This window comes from Staphylococcus sp. GDY8P67P, from assembly GCF_017892545.1.
In the GTDB taxonomy this organism is placed as follows: domain Bacteria; phylum Bacillota; class Bacilli; order Staphylococcales; family Staphylococcaceae; genus Staphylococcus; species Staphylococcus ureilyticus.
Window position 1 is genome coordinate 36,552 of the sequence record NZ_JAESLH010000023.1, and the last position, 15,836, is coordinate 52,387.

General features: G+C 32.6%; 16 protein-coding genes, 8 tRNA genes and 1 riboswitch. Of the genes, 18 read left to right on the plus strand and 6 right to left on the minus strand.

Going from position 1 to position 15,836, the window contains the following annotated elements; translation table 11 throughout:
* The first annotated feature begins 23 nt into the window (after positions 1 to 23).
* From hemH to KA833_RS10005, 11 genes are all read left to right on the plus strand, one after another.
* Complete coding sequence (hemH, locus tag KA833_RS09955; protein WP_046207614.1) at positions 24 to 947, plus strand: ferrochelatase; 924 nt, start codon at positions 24 to 26, stop codon at positions 945 to 947.
* Positions 948 to 964: 17 nt separating this feature from the next.
* A complete protein-coding gene (gene hemY, locus KA833_RS09960; protein WP_070039591.1) occupies positions 965 to 2,359 on the plus strand; it encodes a protoporphyrinogen oxidase in 1,395 nt (464 codons plus the stop codon).
* Between the two features lie 142 nt (positions 2,360 to 2,501).
* Complete coding sequence (locus KA833_RS09965) at positions 2,502 to 3,059, plus strand: alpha/beta hydrolase (RefSeq protein WP_107365852.1); 558 nt, start codon at positions 2,502 to 2,504, stop codon at positions 3,057 to 3,059.
* A 403-nt stretch (positions 3,060 to 3,462) separates the two neighbouring features.
* Positions 3,463 to 3,536, plus strand: a tRNA-Met gene (locus KA833_RS09970).
* 11 nt (positions 3,537 to 3,547) lie between these two features.
* Positions 3,548 to 3,623, plus strand: a tRNA-Asp gene (locus KA833_RS09975).
* 18 nt (positions 3,624 to 3,641) lie between these two features.
* Positions 3,642 to 3,714 (plus strand) — tRNA-Phe (locus KA833_RS09980).
* Between the two features lie 11 nt (positions 3,715 to 3,725).
* A tRNA-His gene (locus KA833_RS09985) sits at positions 3,726 to 3,801 on the plus strand.
* A gap of 13 nt (positions 3,802 to 3,814) precedes the next feature.
* Positions 3,815 to 3,888: transfer RNA gene (locus tag KA833_RS09990), tRNA-Gly, on the plus strand.
* 10 nt (positions 3,889 to 3,898) lie between these two features.
* Positions 3,899 to 3,973, plus strand: a tRNA-Asn gene (locus KA833_RS09995).
* A gap of 1 nt (position 3,974) precedes the next feature.
* Positions 3,975 to 4,046, plus strand: a tRNA-Glu gene (locus tag KA833_RS10000).
* A gap of 46 nt (positions 4,047 to 4,092) precedes the next feature.
* A tRNA-Ser gene (locus KA833_RS10005) sits at positions 4,093 to 4,181 on the plus strand.
* Positions 4,182 to 4,578: 397 nt separating this feature from the next.
* Here the strand turns inward: KA833_RS10005 and KA833_RS10010 are convergent.
* On the minus strand, positions 4,579 to 4,749 hold the full coding sequence (locus KA833_RS10010; protein WP_164987238.1) for a hypothetical protein: 171 nt from the start codon (positions 4,747 to 4,749) through the stop codon (positions 4,579 to 4,581).
* Positions 4,750 to 5,118: 369 nt separating this feature from the next.
* Between KA833_RS10010 and menE the strand changes: the two genes are divergently transcribed.
* Complete coding sequence (gene menE / locus KA833_RS10015; protein WP_210128396.1) at positions 5,119 to 6,507, plus strand: o-succinylbenzoate--CoA ligase; 1,389 nt, start codon at positions 5,119 to 5,121, stop codon at positions 6,505 to 6,507.
* Positions 6,508 to 6,519: 12 nt separating this feature from the next.
* Entirely contained in the window at positions 6,520 to 7,524 is a 1,005-nt protein-coding gene (gene menC / locus KA833_RS10020) for an o-succinylbenzoate synthase (RefSeq protein WP_210128395.1), read from the plus strand.
* On the opposite strand, the gene yidD is transcribed toward menC, so the two are convergent.
* The gene (yidD, locus tag KA833_RS10025; RefSeq protein ID WP_064208800.1) at positions 7,521 to 7,757 is read right to left on the minus strand and encodes a membrane protein insertion efficiency factor YidD; all 237 of its coding nucleotides are present in this window, start codon (positions 7,755 to 7,757) and stop codon (positions 7,521 to 7,523) included. The genes menC and yidD overlap by 4 nt on opposite strands.
* A gap of 61 nt (positions 7,758 to 7,818) precedes the next feature.
* Between yidD and ytkD the strand changes: the two genes are divergently transcribed.
* A complete protein-coding gene (gene ytkD / locus KA833_RS10030) occupies positions 7,819 to 8,328 on the plus strand; it encodes an RNA deprotection pyrophosphohydrolase (RefSeq protein WP_210128394.1) in 510 nt (169 codons plus the stop codon).
* Positions 8,285 to 9,055: an alpha/beta hydrolase family protein gene (locus KA833_RS10035; protein ID WP_210128393.1), complete on the plus strand. Its 771-nt coding sequence runs from the start codon at positions 8,285 to 8,287 to the stop codon at positions 9,053 to 9,055. The genes ytkD and KA833_RS10035 overlap by 44 nt, the downstream gene beginning before the upstream one ends.
* Positions 9,056 to 9,106: 51 nt before the next feature.
* Here KA833_RS10035 and pckA read toward each other — a convergent pair whose 3' ends face one another.
* Positions 9,107 to 10,696 (minus strand): phosphoenolpyruvate carboxykinase (ATP), encoded by a 1,590-nt coding sequence (gene pckA / locus KA833_RS10040; RefSeq protein WP_070658751.1) that lies wholly within the window; start codon positions 10,694 to 10,696, stop codon positions 9,107 to 9,109.
* Positions 10,697 to 10,852: 156 nt separating this feature from the next.
* Positions 10,853 to 10,965: riboswitch (SAM riboswitch) on the plus strand.
* A 111-nt stretch (positions 10,966 to 11,076) separates the two neighbouring features.
* On the opposite strand from pckA, the gene metK reads away from it, so the two are divergent.
* The 3 genes from metK to KA833_RS10055 all read left to right on the plus strand — a co-directional run bounded on the left by metK (position 11,077) and on the right by KA833_RS10055 (position 14,564).
* Entirely contained in the window at positions 11,077 to 12,273 is a 1,197-nt protein-coding gene (gene metK / locus KA833_RS10045) for a methionine adenosyltransferase (RefSeq protein ID WP_064208803.1), read from the plus strand.
* A 95-nt stretch (positions 12,274 to 12,368) separates the two neighbouring features.
* A complete protein-coding gene (locus tag KA833_RS10050; RefSeq protein ID WP_046207605.1) occupies positions 12,369 to 13,277 on the plus strand; it encodes a nuclease-related domain-containing protein in 909 nt (302 codons plus the stop codon).
* A 450-nt stretch (positions 13,278 to 13,727) separates the two neighbouring features.
* A complete protein-coding gene (locus KA833_RS10055) occupies positions 13,728 to 14,564 on the plus strand; it encodes an aldo/keto reductase (protein WP_070658749.1) in 837 nt (278 codons plus the stop codon).
* A gap of 78 nt (positions 14,565 to 14,642) precedes the next feature.
* Here the strand turns inward: KA833_RS10055 and KA833_RS10060 are convergent, their stop codons facing one another.
* The 3 genes from KA833_RS10060 to KA833_RS10070 are packed head-to-tail and all read right to left on the minus strand — an operon-like array spanning position 14,643 to position 15,727.
* Positions 14,643 to 14,999 carry a fluoride efflux transporter FluC gene (locus KA833_RS10060; RefSeq protein WP_046207603.1) on the minus strand — a complete coding sequence of 119 codons (357 nt, stop codon included), beginning with the start codon at positions 14,997 to 14,999 and terminating at the stop codon, positions 14,643 to 14,645.
* Positions 14,996 to 15,361 carry a fluoride efflux transporter CrcB gene (crcB, locus tag KA833_RS10065; protein WP_046207602.1) on the minus strand — a complete coding sequence of 122 codons (366 nt, stop codon included), beginning with the start codon at positions 15,359 to 15,361 and terminating at the stop codon, positions 14,996 to 14,998. Before crcB ends, KA833_RS10060 begins: the two co-directional genes overlap by 4 nt.
* Before the next feature lie 60 nt (positions 15,362 to 15,421).
* The gene (locus tag KA833_RS10070; protein ID WP_046207601.1) at positions 15,422 to 15,727 is read right to left on the minus strand and encodes a hypothetical protein; all 306 of its coding nucleotides are present in this window, start codon (positions 15,725 to 15,727) and stop codon (positions 15,422 to 15,424) included.
* Positions 15,728 to 15,836 lie beyond the last annotated feature (109 nt).

The window sequence follows — 15,836 nt, forward strand, 5'->3', positions numbered from 1 at the left end:
TTAAATAAAAGGATGATTTTAAAATGGCAAAAACAGTAGGCTTACTAGTAATGGCTTATGGTACACCTTATAAAGAAAGTGACATAGAAGCTTATTACACAGATATTAGACATGGGAAAAAACCTACAGAAGCAGAATTGCAAGACTTAAAAGATAGATATAAATTTATTGGCGGTTTATCACCACTTGCGGGAACTACGAATCGACAAGCTGAGGCATTATGTTCAGAGTTGAATAATCAATATACTGATGTTGAGTTCAAGTTGTACATTGGTTTGAAACACATCCATCCGTTTATTGAAGATGCTGTAAAGGCAATGAATAAAGAAGGTATAGATGAAGCTGTTACTGTGGTACTAGCACCACATTATTCAAGCTTTTCAGTGGGTTCCTATAATAAGCGTGCACAAGAAGAAGCGGATAAATATGGTATTACGTTAAACCATGTTGAACATTATTACCAACAACCAAAATTCATCCAATACTGGACTGAAAAGGTAAATGAAACTTTAGAGCAAATACCAAAAGAAGAACATGATGAAACAGTCTTAGTAGTATCAGCACACAGTTTACCTAAAGGACTTATAGAAAAAAATAATGACCCATATCCGAATGAATTGCATGATACTGCTGAATTATTAAAAGCTAAATCAAACATTACTCACGTTGCTGAAGGGTGGCAATCAGAAGGTAATACTGGGACACCTTGGTTAGGCCCTGACGTTCAAGATTTAACTAGAAACTTATTCGAAAAATATAATTATAAAAACTTTATTTATACGCCTGTAGGCTTTGTATGTGAACATTTGGAAGTATTATATGATAATGATTATGAATGCAAAATAATTTGTGATGAGTTAGGCGTTAATTACTTCCGTCCAGCAATGCCTAATACAGATTCACTATTTATTGGTGCAATCGTAGATGAAATTAAAAATGTTTATTAAAGGAAGCGTGAATCACATTGACTAAGAGTATCGCAATTATTGGGGCAGGCATCACAGGCTTATCCAGTGCATATTTTATCAAATCAAAAAGACCTGACATCGATGTCACAATTTATGAATCTTCTAATAGAGTAGGCGGGAAAATACAAACATATCGTAATGAGGGCTATACCATTGAATTAGGTCCAGAATCTTATTTAGGACGAAAACAAATTATGACAGATATAGCCAAAGATATAGGACTTGAAGATCAACTCATTACTAATAAAACTGGGCAATCGTATATATATGCTAAAAATAAACTCTATCCGATTCCAGGCGGTTCTATTTTAGGAATACCGACCGACATCAAACCATTTCTCAAAACAAAATTAATTTCTCCATTGGGTAAGTTAAGAGCTGGAATGGATTTGTTTAAAAAAACTATAGATATGGATAACGATATGTCGGTTGGTGAATTTTTTAGAACGCGGTTAGGTGACGAAGTGCTAGAAAATCTAATAGAACCATTAATGGGTGGTATTTATGGCACAAATATTGACGAGCTTAGTTTAATGAGTACTTTCCCTGAGTTTAAAGAAAGAGAAGAACAATTTGGTAGCCTTATTAAAGGAATGCGATATGAGAAGGCGCAAAGAATAAAACAACGTGAACTTTATCCAGGTGCACCTAAGGGACAATTTAAACAGTTTAGACATGGATTGAGTTCGTTTATAGAATGTTTAAGAGACGATTTGGTAGCAAAAGGTGTTAATATTAAATATCAAACAGCTGTTAAAGATATTACAGCGTCACAGAAAAAATATGAAATTAAAACAGTCAATGAGAAGCGCATCTATGATAGTGTCTTAGTTACAACGCCACATCAAAATTTCTTACAATGGTTTGGTAATGATCCTGCTTTTGATTATTTTAAAAACATGGATTCTACAACAGTAGCAACAGTCGTACTTGCATTTGACGAGGCAAATATCATCAACAATTATGATGGCACAGGATTCGTTATTGCTCGTACAAGCGATACGAATATCACGGCTTGTACTTGGACAAGTAAGAAATGGCCATTTACAACACCTAAAGGTAAAGTGTTAATTAGAGCTTATGTTGGTAAACCAGGTGATACGGTAGTTGACGATCATACAGATGAAGAACTCGTGAAAATCGTGAAAAATGATTTGAGTAAAATGATGACCTTTAAAGGTTCGCCTGATTTTAGTATTGTAAATCGTTTACCTAAAAGTATGCCTCAATATCAAGTAGGACATATTGAACAAATTAAATTGATACAATCGCATATAAGACATAATTATCCTAGACTACGTATTACTGGTGCGTCATTTGAGGCTGTTGGGTTACCTGATTGCATAAAGCAAGGAAAAGAAGCGGTTGAAGAGATTTTAGATGAAATCTAAATAAATAATAAAAAAGTCATTTTCTACTTTGTTAATTTTTAATTATTGTAGAATTGGCTTTTTTTACTAAGTTGAAACTTACAATACTGGTGATATATATGAGATACTTTAAAAGTAATATTTGTAAATGGGGGATTGATTTATGACAGATATAGTAATAGTACATTCAAAATTAGGTGATTCAACGAATCATTGGTATGAATGGTTAGCAAATAATCTTACATTAGAAGGTTACGTAGTTACACTTTTTAACATTCCGAAAGAACAAAATAGTGATATACGTAAATGGCTCAATGTTATGAATGAACAGATCCATATACGTAAACAGGATACCTATTTTGTAACTCATGGTTTTGGTACAATTGCTTCACTTGAATTTATTCAAAATAAAAACATAAACAATATTGAAGGTTTATTCAGTATCTCAGGTTTCAAAGAGGATGCACAAGAGATTGATGAGTCGTTGAAATTAGATGATAAAATCATTAACTATGATAAAGTTAAAGAAAAAGTGAATAAATTTTATGGTTTGTGTGCAAAAGACGATAAACATGTTTCTTACAAAGAAACAAAGCGTTTAATGGATGAATTGAATGGCAAATGTAAAATTACTGATTTTGGAGGACACTTCATGGAAGATGATGGTTTCACGACATTTACAAATTTACAAAGTAAAATGATGGGTATCATGAGTAAATAGATTGAATAAACCTACGACGGTCTATAATTATACAGCACAATACGGGGAAATAAGTTTTATATTTCAATTATAAAATGAATAGTCTTTATAGCTTGCTTATATTTTAAGTAAATAAATATAAGCAAGCTATAAAAATAAACAAATATGTGTCATTTCTTAACTAAAATTATAATATTATAGTTATATTCCTTTTTTACACAAAATACTTTAATGAAAGCATTGACGAAAGCTACAAAAGTTAATATACTAAATAAGTATTCAGAAATGAGGGGAGCTTAACCACTCATTATGACATTTAATTTTTAATTATAAATTAATTATTTGTAAATTAATTTTAAAATAATGTTGATTTTGTAATGACATTATGGTATATTTAATAGGTAGGCGTCATTAATAATATTAACGCGGGATGGAGCAGTTCGGTAGCTCGTCGGGCTCATAACCCGAAGGTCGGTGGTTCGAATCCGCCTCCCGCAATTACATAGTTTGGTCTCGTAGTGTAGCGGTTAACACGCCTGCCTGTCACGCAGGAGATCGCGGGTTCGATTCCCGTCGAGACCGCCATTATTGATTTACCATTAAGGTTCAGTAGCTCAGTTGGTAGAGCAATGGATTGAAGCTCCATGTGTCGGCAGTTCGACTCTGTCCTGAACCATTTTATTTTTGGCGGTTGTGGCGAAGTGGTTAACGCATCGGATTGTGGTTCCGACATTCGTGGGTTCGATTCCCATCAACCGCCCCATAATCGTTATCAAGCGGGTGTAGTTTAATGGCAAAACCTCAGCCTTCCAAGCTGATGTTGTGGGTTCGATTCCCATCACCCGCTCCATTCAAATTAATCCACAGTAGCTCAGTGGTAGAGCTATCGGCTGTTAACCGATCGGTCGTAGGTTCGAGTCCTACCTGTGGAGCCATGGCCCCGTGGTCAAGCGGTTAAGACACCGCCCTTTCACGGCGGTAACACGGGTTCGAGTCCCGTCGGGGTCATACAAACAGAAGTGAAATATCGCTTCTGTTTTTTTAATTCTATATTGGAGAGTTGTCCGAGTTGGCCGAAGGAGCACGCCTGGAAAGTGTGTAGGCGCCACAAGCGTCTCGAGGGTTCGAATCCCTCACTCTCCGTTAATTCGATATTCCTCGTTATATCTCGTTTACCAAAATGCTGATATAACGGGGTTTTGTTATATATCGTTATTCTTCGATATATATCGTGATTAAGTTTTTACGTCCTCTAAACGTCCCCGAAGTACTTAATATTAAAGCATAACGTCCCCGAAAATAAGAATTACGTTCCCGGCTTACTGCGTCATGCTTTCAAGCGCTTTAACTGCTTTTTCTTTTTCTACTTGAGCTGTTTCTTATAAAAGGTGAGAATAAACATCCATTGTAGGGAACAAACTGCTCTTAATTTCTAATATTTGATTTTGTGATTAAGGGATTATGAGCCATCTTAGGACATCGTTCTATTTATTATAAGTGTAACGATTTTTCGTTATTTGATGATTGCGTCAAACAAATATTATTGTTTGTCAATTTTAATTGCAATATCTTCTAATTTATCTCTTATTTCTTTTAGAGTATGGCTTTCTGAAAAAGTGAAATGGAACGGAGTATTTTTGTTAGTTTTTGCATATATCGTTATGAGGTCGTAGTACAAGCCTTGCTCAATTTCGTATTTAATAAATTTCATTTTATTGTGATCTCCTTCATCATATATATATATATAAACGTTTATCTTTCTTCTTATCTAATATGGTGTAAGTAAACGGAGAGTGAGGGATTCGAACCTCTGATGCCTTAATAATCTATTATGATAATGAAGAGTCCTTCTACAGATCATGTTTTTTTATGTGTTTATAATTAGTTGAAACGAAGTCATTTTTATTATCATATCACCAAAATTCATCGCATACAACTTAGATTTTGACTATTTTACAAAAGAAATGTAAACAAATAGTATAAATATGAATTTATGGTAATAGTAACTAATAAAATGCACCAACACTGTTAAATCAAAGTAAAAACGTTATAATAGTCTTTGAGATGGAGGAATGACAGATTGGAATTTTGGTTGAAAACGCAAGCAAAACAAAATGGAAATAAAGTATTTATTGATGATGGTCTTAATAAAATCACGTTTGCTTCAATGTATTACGAAGCAAGCCGTTTAGCTTATCAAATAAAACAGTTGAAGAAAAAGCGTATAGGAATATATATAGAAAATCATATTGAATCTATTACTTTGATTAATGCGTTGTGGCTAGCAGGTGTTGAAATCGTGATGTTAAACACGCGTTTAACCAAAGAAGAAATACAAAACCAGTTACATTCTATTGAAACTGATACAGTAATTACTACTACCAATTTAACGTTACAAGATATAGTCATAATTGATTTTGATGTATTGAAACGTGAAGTTTCTAATAATACTTATGAAGCTATATTCAATATGGATCAAATTGCTTCTATTATGTTTACTTCTGGAACAACAGGACCACAAAAAGCTGTTCCTCAAACATTTGGCAACCATTATGCAAGTGCACTGGGTTGTAAACAAAGTCTAGGGTTTAATCAAGACACAAAATGGTTATCTGTATTGCCTATTTATCATATTTCTGGATTAAGTGTCATAATAAGAGCGCTGATTCAAGGTTTTACAGTACGTATTGCAGCGAAGTTTAATTCACATAGGATGCTTGAAATAATAGAAAAAGAATTACCAACGCATGTATCATTGGTTCCTCAAACTTTAAAATGGTTAATGGATGAAGGGTTGACTCAACCGTATAATATTCAAAAGATATTGTTAGGCGGGGCTAAGCTTTCTAGTACATTGATTGAAAATGCTTTGAAATTAGGATTGCCGATTTACAATTCATTCGGAATGACTGAAACATGTTCCCAATTTTTAACAGCATCGCCAAGTATGTTAGCTGAGCGTTATGATACCGTCGGAAAACCAAGTGAAAATGTTTTTGTGAAAATAAAAGAACCGAATAACCAAGGACATGGAGAACTACTTATCAAAGGTGACAATGTTATGAATGGATACCTATATCCTGAAGATTTAATAGATACGTTTGAAAATGGTTATTTTAAAACGGGAGATATTGCTGAAATAGATGACGATGGATATGTAATGATTTATGACAGACGTAAAGATTTGATCATTAGCGGTGGCGAAAATATATATCCATATCAATTAGAATCTGTAGCAAAACTACACGAATCAATTACTGATGCAATGTGTATCGGAGAGCATGACAGCACGTGGGGGGAAGTACCTTATTTATATTATGTTTCAAAAACAAAATTATCCAATGAAACATTAATCGAACATTTTAAATCACATATAGCGAAATATAAAATCCCAAAATATTTTAAACAAGTAACAGAATTACCTTATACATCAACTGGTAAACTACAAAGAAAACATTTAAAAAATTAGGCGTGAAAATTTATGAAATTGAGCGAAATGAAACTTTATATTTGTAATAATGATTTTAAACATTCAATTATTACTCCTAAGGTAAAATTGGACAAGCGTAAAGCACTTATTATTGAATTTATTACGGATAAGCAGATACATTATTTTGGAGAGTGTAACGCTTTTGAAACAGACTGGTATGATGATGAAACGATAGAAGTAGTTTATGACCAAACAATAAAGTGGTTTGAATCTTTTAAAAACATTGAGTTTGAATGCTTTTCGGAAGTTCAAAACGCGCTTCAATGTTTGGAAAAATATCCAGCTACACGAAGTATGATTGTGATGGCCTGTTATCAAATTTTTTTCCAATTAGAGACATTTAATGTGCCATATGGTGCCACGGTTAGCGGCCTAACGGATAAACAAATTAATGACTTAAAAGTCACACAACCACAACGCATAAAAATAAAATGGTCGGAAACGATTTTAGAAGATGTTAAGCGATTGCAGAGATTGCTATTTAAACCTCAAATTGTCATTGATGCCAATGAATCTGTTAGAGATAACGAAGTTGAGAAAATCATGTTACTTTCAAGCAGTGAAATTCTTTATTTAGAAGAGCCTTTTAAAGATATAGAAAAAGTAAATCAATTTAAAGATACGGAATTACCACCTATAGCTATTGATGAGAAAGCAGTATCTTTGAAAACAATTTTATATTATATTGAAAATTATAAAATCGATGTTGTGGTATTAAAACCATTCAGGCTCGGTGGTATTGATAAAGTGATGGAAATCATTGAAATATTGGAACAAAAACATGTGAAATTTGTCATTGGCGGTATGTATGAATATGGATTAAGTCGTTATTTTACAGCTTTATTAGCAAGATATACAACTTATCCAAGTGATATTACACCACAAGGTTATTATTTTGAAAATGATATTGTAGCACATTCAGGCATATTAAAAAGAGGTTCAATTTATTTTGAACCTCCTTTAGTAAACAAAGATAATTTAATGCAGATTGATTAATGTTTATGCTTTTTATCTTTTTTTAAAGGTACTGGATCAAATCCACCTTTGTGGAGTGGATGACATTTTGAAATACGTTTAACACCTAACCAAGTACCTTTAAAGGGGCCAAAAACTTCTATTGCTTCTCTAGTATATTCAGAACAAGTTGGGTAAAAGCGACATGTGGCTGGTGTCATAGGAGAAATGAAATGTTGATATATATAGATAAGTCCTAGAAAGATTTTTTTCATAAAATTTTGCCTCCAACAATTTACATCGCATTGATAGTTTAACATATATAAAGGGAGATTGATGTTAGTGAAGTTTAAAGATAAAGAAAATGATGATGTTTTTTTATCGTTTAAAGATGAAAATGATATACCAGATGCAGACCATGTCTTAGTTATTCCAATATATCAAGGACAATTGCTTTTTACCAAACATAAAATAAGAGGTATAGAATTTCCTGGTGGCAAAAGAGAAGCAGGGGAATCAAGTGTACAAGCGTGTGATAGGGAATTGTTTGAAGAAACAGGAGCGCTTATTAATTTTAAAGATAGACATTATATTGCTCAATATTGTGTTAATCGTCAAAATGGCACACCTTTTACAAAAGATGTTTTCATGGTTAAAGTAGATCGATTACAAACGAAAAATGATTATTTAGAAACTGATGGGCCATTAATTTTCAATAGTATCTCAGATATTTCAGAAGCATATAAAAGTTATTTATTGAAAGATGCTGCAATTTTAAAATGTTTAGAGAGAGTGATCGAGCTTGGATTTTATTCACAGAAAAAGAATGCCGATAGAAGTACCTGACCATATTTTTGATGAAGTCACTTATGAAGTGGATGAGATTAATGTTAGAGGTTTATTAATGCAACCACATAAAAGTGTAAAAAGAATAGTTATATATTTGAGAGGTGGTAAAGGACAAGTTGGTAAAGTAAGAGCAGGACGTTTAATGCAATTTTCAGATGCTCAAACACTTGTATTTGGACCTTATTATAGAGGTAACAATGGTAGTGAAGGTAAAGATGAATTTTATGGTAGGGATTTAAATGATGTAACCGTGGCTGTTCGAATATTAAATGCAATGTACCCTGATGCATATATTCATATGATAGGATTTTCCAGAGGTGGATTACAAGGGCTGCTTACATTTCAAGATTTACCAGTTACAAGTTTTATTATTTGGGGTGGTGTGTCTGATATTCACCTCATGTATGAAGAAAGAATAGATTTAAGAGGTATGTTGAGAAGGATGATCGGACATCCAAAGAAACAAGCAACAGCATATAAGCAAAGGGATGCGATTGCTAATATACACGCCGACAGTCCACCTATACTTATTGTACATGGTGGTAAAGATAAACAAGTTGGGATTCACCAAGCCTATTATTTGGAAACACAATTGAAACATATTGGCTCGACTTATCAAACATTTTATCAAATGGATGAAGATCATGTACCAAGGCCATTTGCAATGAAAACAGCGTTATATACAGTTAAACAATGGATGGATAAAGTAGAAAAAAATTACTAATAAAGCACATGGGCCACAATTATAATGTAGTCCATGTGCTTTATTAAGTATTTATTTAAAGCCACCATTTTGTGCTAAATCTGAAACTTCATCACCAAATTTTTCGAAATTATGTTTAAATCTGTCGATTAAATCTTGAGCTTGTTCTCTATATGCCTCTGGCTTACTCCAAGCATTTATTGGATTTAGTAGTGTTTGAGGTACGTCTTCAACTTCCACTGGTATATTTAGTCCAAACATATCATCTTGAATATATTCTGTATCTCTTAGTTGTCCAGTGATTGCTTGATTAACCATTTGTCTCGTATAACTTAAACTAATACGGCGTCCTGTACCATATTTACCACCAGTCCAACCGGTATTCACTAAATAAACATCCACATCATGTTTATCAATTAAGTCGCCTAGTAAATCTGCATAAACTTTAGCATGTAAAGGTAAGAAAGGTGAGCCGAAACATGTTGAGAAAGATGGTTCTGGTTCAGTGATACCTCTTTCTGTTCCTGCAAGTTTAGCTGTGAATCCACTTAAAAAGTGATACATCGCTTGATCTTTGCTAAGTTTTGAGATAGGAGGTAAAACGCCAAAAGCATCAGCAGTAAGGAAAATAATCGTATTTGGATGTGCTGCTTTGGAAGGTGTAACGATATTTTCTATATGGTTGATTGGATAAGCGGCTCTTGTATTTTCAGTGTAATAGTTGTCATCAAAGTCGACATCGCCTTCTTCATCTACAACAACATTTTCTAAAATTGTACCGTATTTAATTGCTTCATATATTTGAGGTTCCTTTTTGTAAGAAAGGTTGATTGCTTTTGCGTAACATCCACCTTCGATATTAAAGATACCATTTTCATTCCAACCGTGTTCATCATCACCGATTAATTTTCGAGTTGAATCTGCTGAAAGTGTTGTTTTTCCTGTACCAGAAAGTCCAAAGAATAGAGCTACATCACCTTTTTCACCAACGTTTGCGGAGCAGTGCATACTCATTATATTATCTTTAGGCAGTAAGTAGTTCATTACGGAGAAAATACCTTTTTTCATCTCACCAGCGTATTCAGTACCGCCGATTAAAATGACCTTATGTTTAAATGAAGTAATAATAAATGTTTCTGAATTTGTACCATCTATATTTGGATCAGCTTTAAAATAGGGTGCTGATACAATCGTAAAGTCAGATTTAATTTCTTCTGCTTCTTCTTTTGTTTCAGGACGAATAAACATATTTTGTGCGAAGAGATTATGCCAAGCCAATTCGTTGACAACCGTTAGTTTGAGTTGTGAATCTTTATCGCTACCTGCATAGCCTTTAAATACATATAATTCATCTTTTTCATTTAAATAATTTAATACTTTATCATATAATTTTAAAAATGTGTCTTCTTCAATAGGTTGATTGATATTTCCCCAATCAATATCATCTCTGTATGATGGTTCATTAACAATAAACTTATCTTTCGGTGAACGACCAGTGTATTTACCCGTTTTAGCGTTAATTGCACCTAGTTCGGTTAGTTCTCCTTCATTATTATTAAGAATTTTCTTATACAACTGTGTTGTAGATTGTTGAAATAATGAAGACTTCTTGTCCAAAATGTTTTGAACTTTTTTTGTGTAAGTGTATGTATCTACCGCCATACTATATCCCTCCAACGCTATTAAATTAATGTAAGCCTTTACAATTACAGAGTATAACACATATGATTGATTAGTCCACACCATTTTTAAAGTAATTTAAATAAATATCAAATTGACATTAGTACTTAGTTTCGGTACTATAGTGATTAACGGATTCTCTTATCCTGAGTGGCGGAGGGACATGGACCCAATGAAGCCCAGCAACCTCTTCTTACAACGAAGAAAGGTGCCAAACCGTTTGCGGACAAATAGCGTCTGAACGATAAGAGCGAATGGACGTATAAGGGCCTTCTCTCTATTCATATAGTGAAGAAGGCTTTTTTTAATGAGCTCAATAAAAGAGAATTTTCGTAATCAAAGACAAAGGAGCAAGTTAATTTATGACTTATAATAGAAGATTATTTACTTCAGAATCGGTTACAGAAGGGCACCCAGATAAAATCGCTGACCAAGTGTCTGATGCAATTTTAGACGAAATATTGAAAGATGATCCTCATGCGCGGGTTGCTTGTGAAACTACCGTGACTACGGGTATGGCATTAATTTCAGGAGAAATTTCTACAGCTACATATGTAGATATCCCTAAAGTTGTAAGAGAAACAATTAAAAACATCGGCTATACACGTGCTAAATATGGTTACGATAGTCAAACGATGGCAATATTAACAGCTATTGACGAGCAATCGCCTGATATTGCACAAGGCGTCGATAATGCATTAGAATATCGTGATAATTTATCAGAAGAAGAAATTGAAGCAACTGGTGCAGGTGACCAAGGTTTAATGTTTGGTTATGCGACAAACGAAACGGATACTTATATGCCGTTACCAATATTTTTATCTCATCAATTAGCTAAACGATTATCAGATGTGCGAAAAGATAGTATTTTAAAATACTTGCGACCAGATGGAAAAGTTCAAGTAACGGTGGAATATGATGAACAAGATAAACCACATCGTATAGATACAATTGTCGTTTCAGCTCAACATGCGGAAGACATTACTTTAGAACAAATTCAAGCTGACATCAAAGAACATGTCATATACCCAACAGTACCGGAAGGATTAATTGACGATAATACAAGATTTTATATTAATCCAACTGGACGATTTGTAATTGGCGGGCCTCAGGGTGATGTTGGTTTAACGGGTCGTAAAATTATCGTAGATACATACGGTGGTTATGCACGTCATGGAGGAGGTTGCTTTAGCGGTAAAGATCCTACAAAAGTAGATCGTTCAGCTACTTATGCTGCGCGTTATGTAGCCAAAAATATTGTAGCAGCTGATTTAGCGGATAAATGTGAAGTTCAACTCGCATATGCCATTGGAGTGGCTGAACCAGTATCGATTGCAATAGATACTTTTGGAACAGGAAAAGTAAGTGAAACAGAACTAGTAGAAGCAGTTAGAACTCACTTTGATTTAAGACCAGCAGGCATTATTAAAATGTTAGATTTAAAACATCCAATATATAAACAAACGGCAGCGTATGGTCACTTTGGAAGAACAGATATACTGTTACCTTGGGAAAAATTAGATAAAGTAAATTTATTAAAAGATAGCGTAGAAATATAAGCGTGACGTAATTAATTTTTTAAACTTTACTATCGAATGATGAACTCATATCTATTATAATTAAGTTACTGAACACATAAAGGAGCGTTGTTGTTATGAATTCATTTGGCCCGATGGAAATTGGACTAATCGTGGCAATTGTCGTAGCAGTTATTTGTTTGATCTTATTTTTAGTTGCTTTGAAAAGTAAGAAAAAAGCACAGCAGACTATTGAGGAGCAATACAAAACAAGAGAACAAAAACTTAGCGATGAACATGATGAAGAGTTAGAAAAAGAAAGAATTGAAAATAAAAAACAAGTTACTAAACAAAAAGAGGACTATGAAGCTACAGTAAATGCAAAAGAGCAAGAAATAGATGCACTAAAACTTTTCTCTAAAAATAAAAGTGAGTATGTAACGGATATGAGATTAATTGGTATTCGTGAACGCTTAGTTAATGAAAAACGTATTCGTCCAGAAGATATGCATATCATGGCAAATATTTTCTTACCGAAAAATAACTTTAGTGATATACGCCGTATAAGTCATTTAGTACTCACACGTACTGGACTCTATCTCATAGATTCACAGTTGTTAAAAGGTCATGTATTTAATGGCATTAATGCTAACCAATTCAAAGAACAACCGATGATGGAGCAAGTGTTTGAAACGTTAAACCTTGACAAACAAACGGCACAAACCTTAGTTATGGACCAAAATGATGACAAAGATTCTTTATCATTTGTAAATTATACGAATTATTTAAATGAAATTGAAAAACTAGCTGGTGAATTACAAACAGAATTAAACTTGAAATTCACACCTACATCAATTCTTTATTTTAATCCTAAAGATGAAGGTGCTGTGACAATTTCAAATTATGCACAAAGTACTAATTCTAAAGTGCTAGTTGGACCAGAACAACTTGATGAATACTTTAATAAGTTTGTTTTTCATGGTCGTATCCAGTACAATGTTGAAGATTTACAACGTGTGATGGATGAAATTGAAACATTTAACTAATTATGTATCAAGAATATAAATCTTGTTATAATAGCTCATAAATGAATTTTTTCGAAAATTTATTTATGGGCTTTTTTACTTGTATTTTATAAGTGTGAACTTACTTTCTACGAGCAAACTTTAATATAAATTATCTGGTTTGATTTGCCTATCAAAATATATGTATCTAAATTGCTATTTATTAATGTTATTCTAATTCTATATAATACCAATATATGTATAGGTCATTAAACAATAGGATTAAAATAACTTAACAAATGTGTTTTTGGTTTAGGAAAAGAATCGAATTTTTTTAGAAGGTTATGACTATAGCTATTTGTTAAAAGTCTATATCTAAGTATATAAGTAATTTATTTAGACAAATTATTTAAAATTTAGGCATTTTAATTTAATTGTTTGATAAATTTGATTATTATTATAGATAGTTTAATAGTAAAGGGGAGTTTAAATTTGGAATTTGTAACATTTTATAATGGTAATGAAATGCCAATCATAGGCTTAGGTACTTTCCGAGTTGAAAATAACGATCAATGTAAGGATGCAGTAAAACATGCAATTGAAAATGGGTATAGACATATTGATACTGCAATGATATATGATAATGAGGAAATGGTTGGACAAGGCATTGCAGAAGGATTATCATCCACAGGATTAGATAGAAGTGATCTTTTTGTTACATCCAAATTATGGCTTGATGATTATGGTCGCAGCAATGTAGCGGAAGCTTATGAGACTAGTTTAAGTAAGCTAGGATTAGACTATTTAGATTTATATTTAATGCATTGGCCAGGCTTAGATGAAGCATTGATGATAGATACTTGGCAAGGTATGGAAGATTTGTATAAAAATGATAAAGTTAAGAATATTGGGGTTAGTAACTTTAATGCAGAACATTTAGAAGCATTACTTGCTCAAGTTTCAATTAAACCTGTAATTAACCAAGTTGAATTTCATCCTTATCTCACACAGTCAGAATTGAGAAGATATCTTGAAGTTCAAAATATACACGTAGAATCCTGGTCACCATTAATGAATGCACAAATTTTGGAAGATGCTACAGTTAAGTCAGTAGCATCAGAAATAAATAAAACACCAGCACAAGTTATAATCAGATGGAATATTGAACATGGAGTTGTAGTGATACCTAAATCTGTCACACCATCTAGAATTGAAGAAAATTTTAATGTATTTGATTTTGAATTAACTAAAGAACACATTGAACGGTTAGACAGTTTAAACGAAGATAAAAGAATTGGTCCTAATCCATCAGAGTATAGTGGACACTAATAGAGTAATTATATTTTGAATAAGACCGTAAATATAGTAGATTAAAACTATATTTACGGTCTTTTCTTTTTATGTAAGTTAAATCATAAAATATCCTAATAAACATGAAATGAACGCTACTACATATTGTAAAATTGAATAAATAATAAAATGAAATATCTGTTTGTTTGGTGTTAACATTTGAACTAATTCAGATGATAAAGTTGAAAAAGTAGTTAGTCCACCAAGAATTCCAACAATTAAAAATGTGTTAATCCAAGTAACGTTTAAAGTCAGTCCCATGCATAGACCAATCAAAAAACTACCTAAAATATTTACGACAAGTGTTGCAATCGGGTAAGTACTATTAATTCTATTGTTAAAGAAATTAGTAACAAATGCACGAATAACTGCGCCTATTCCGCCACCTAACATAACTAAAAAAAACTGAGTCATGATAAACGCGCCCCCATTCTAACTCCAATATAACAAACCAATATACCTATGATATAGCTGAGTAAAGCATAGGTTACTAACATGACATATGCTTGTTGTTGTAATAATCCAACAAGTTCGAATTGAAACGTTGAAAAAGTAGTCAGTGCACCAAGTAATCCAGTAGTTATACCTTTTTTGAGTAGTGGATTGTTTCTAAAATACTGTATCGCTAAAGACCCTAATAAGCCCATTAAAAATGCACCTATGATATTCGCGAAAAATGTGCCAGTTGGAAATCCTTCAGTACTATTAAAAACAGATAATAAATAGCGAATGAATGCGCCAATGGCACCGCCAACAAAAATATACAAATATTGCACTATGATATCTTCCTTTCAAAAAAATAAACTACAAAAGTAGTATAACTTTTGTAGTAGGATTTAGAAAATAATACCAAATGTTGAGAGAGAAGCTAAGATATGAATTGCTATCACAATTAATATTATATAAGGTAAAACTTTGCTAACTGGACGAATCCAATCTGAATCTTCATGTAAATTTTTAATAGATTTATCAGAAAAGATAATAGCAAGTATTAAAATAATAGCATTGATAATACTACAAACAAAAATGAGTTTAATCATTGAATTAAAGTGCATATTTAATAGAGGGTTTCTAGTATTAAAATAAAAGCTAATTATAATTAAAATGCATGATAAATAAAAATAAAGTTTTGAACGTGCCATAATAACCTCCTAATGCAATTTATTAAGTTATAATACCATAAATTAACTTAAAGTTAACTAAATTTACAATAAGAAAAGTTTTTAGTTAATAAGTCAAGTCCAGACTCCT

Bases quoted from the DNA above. Each gene is read 5' to 3' on its own strand.
- metK (WP_064208803.1), top strand. From the start codon at position 11,077: ATGACTTATAATAGAAGATTATTTACTTCAGAATCGGTTACAGAAGGG.
- hemH (WP_046207614.1), top strand. From the start codon at position 24: ATGGCAAAAACAGTAGGCTTACTAGTAATGGCTTATGGTACACCTTAT.
- menC (WP_210128395.1), top strand. From the start codon at position 6,520: ATGAAATTGAGCGAAATGAAACTTTATATTTGTAATAATGATTTTAAA.
- KA833_RS09965 (WP_107365852.1), top strand. From the start codon at position 2,502: ATGACAGATATAGTAATAGTACATTCAAAATTAGGTGATTCAACGAAT.
- KA833_RS10070 (WP_046207601.1), bottom strand. From the start codon at position 15,727: ATGGCACGTTCAAAACTTTATTTTTATTTATCATGCATTTTAATTATA.
- ytkD (WP_210128394.1), top strand. From the start codon at position 7,819: ATGTTAGTGAAGTTTAAAGATAAAGAAAATGATGATGTTTTTTTATCG.
- KA833_RS10050 (WP_046207605.1), top strand. From the start codon at position 12,369: ATGAATTCATTTGGCCCGATGGAAATTGGACTAATCGTGGCAATTGTC.
- pckA (WP_070658751.1), bottom strand. From the start codon at position 10,696: ATGGCGGTAGATACATACACTTACACAAAAAAAGTTCAAAACATTTTG.
- KA833_RS10010 (WP_164987238.1), bottom strand. From the start codon at position 4,749: ATGAAATTTATTAAATACGAAATTGAGCAAGGCTTGTACTACGACCTC.
- yidD (WP_064208800.1), bottom strand. From the start codon at position 7,757: ATGAAAAAAATCTTTCTAGGACTTATCTATATATATCAACATTTCATT.
- KA833_RS10060 (WP_046207603.1), bottom strand. From the start codon at position 14,999: ATGACTCAGTTTTTTTTAGTTATGTTAGGTGGCGGAATAGGCGCAGTT.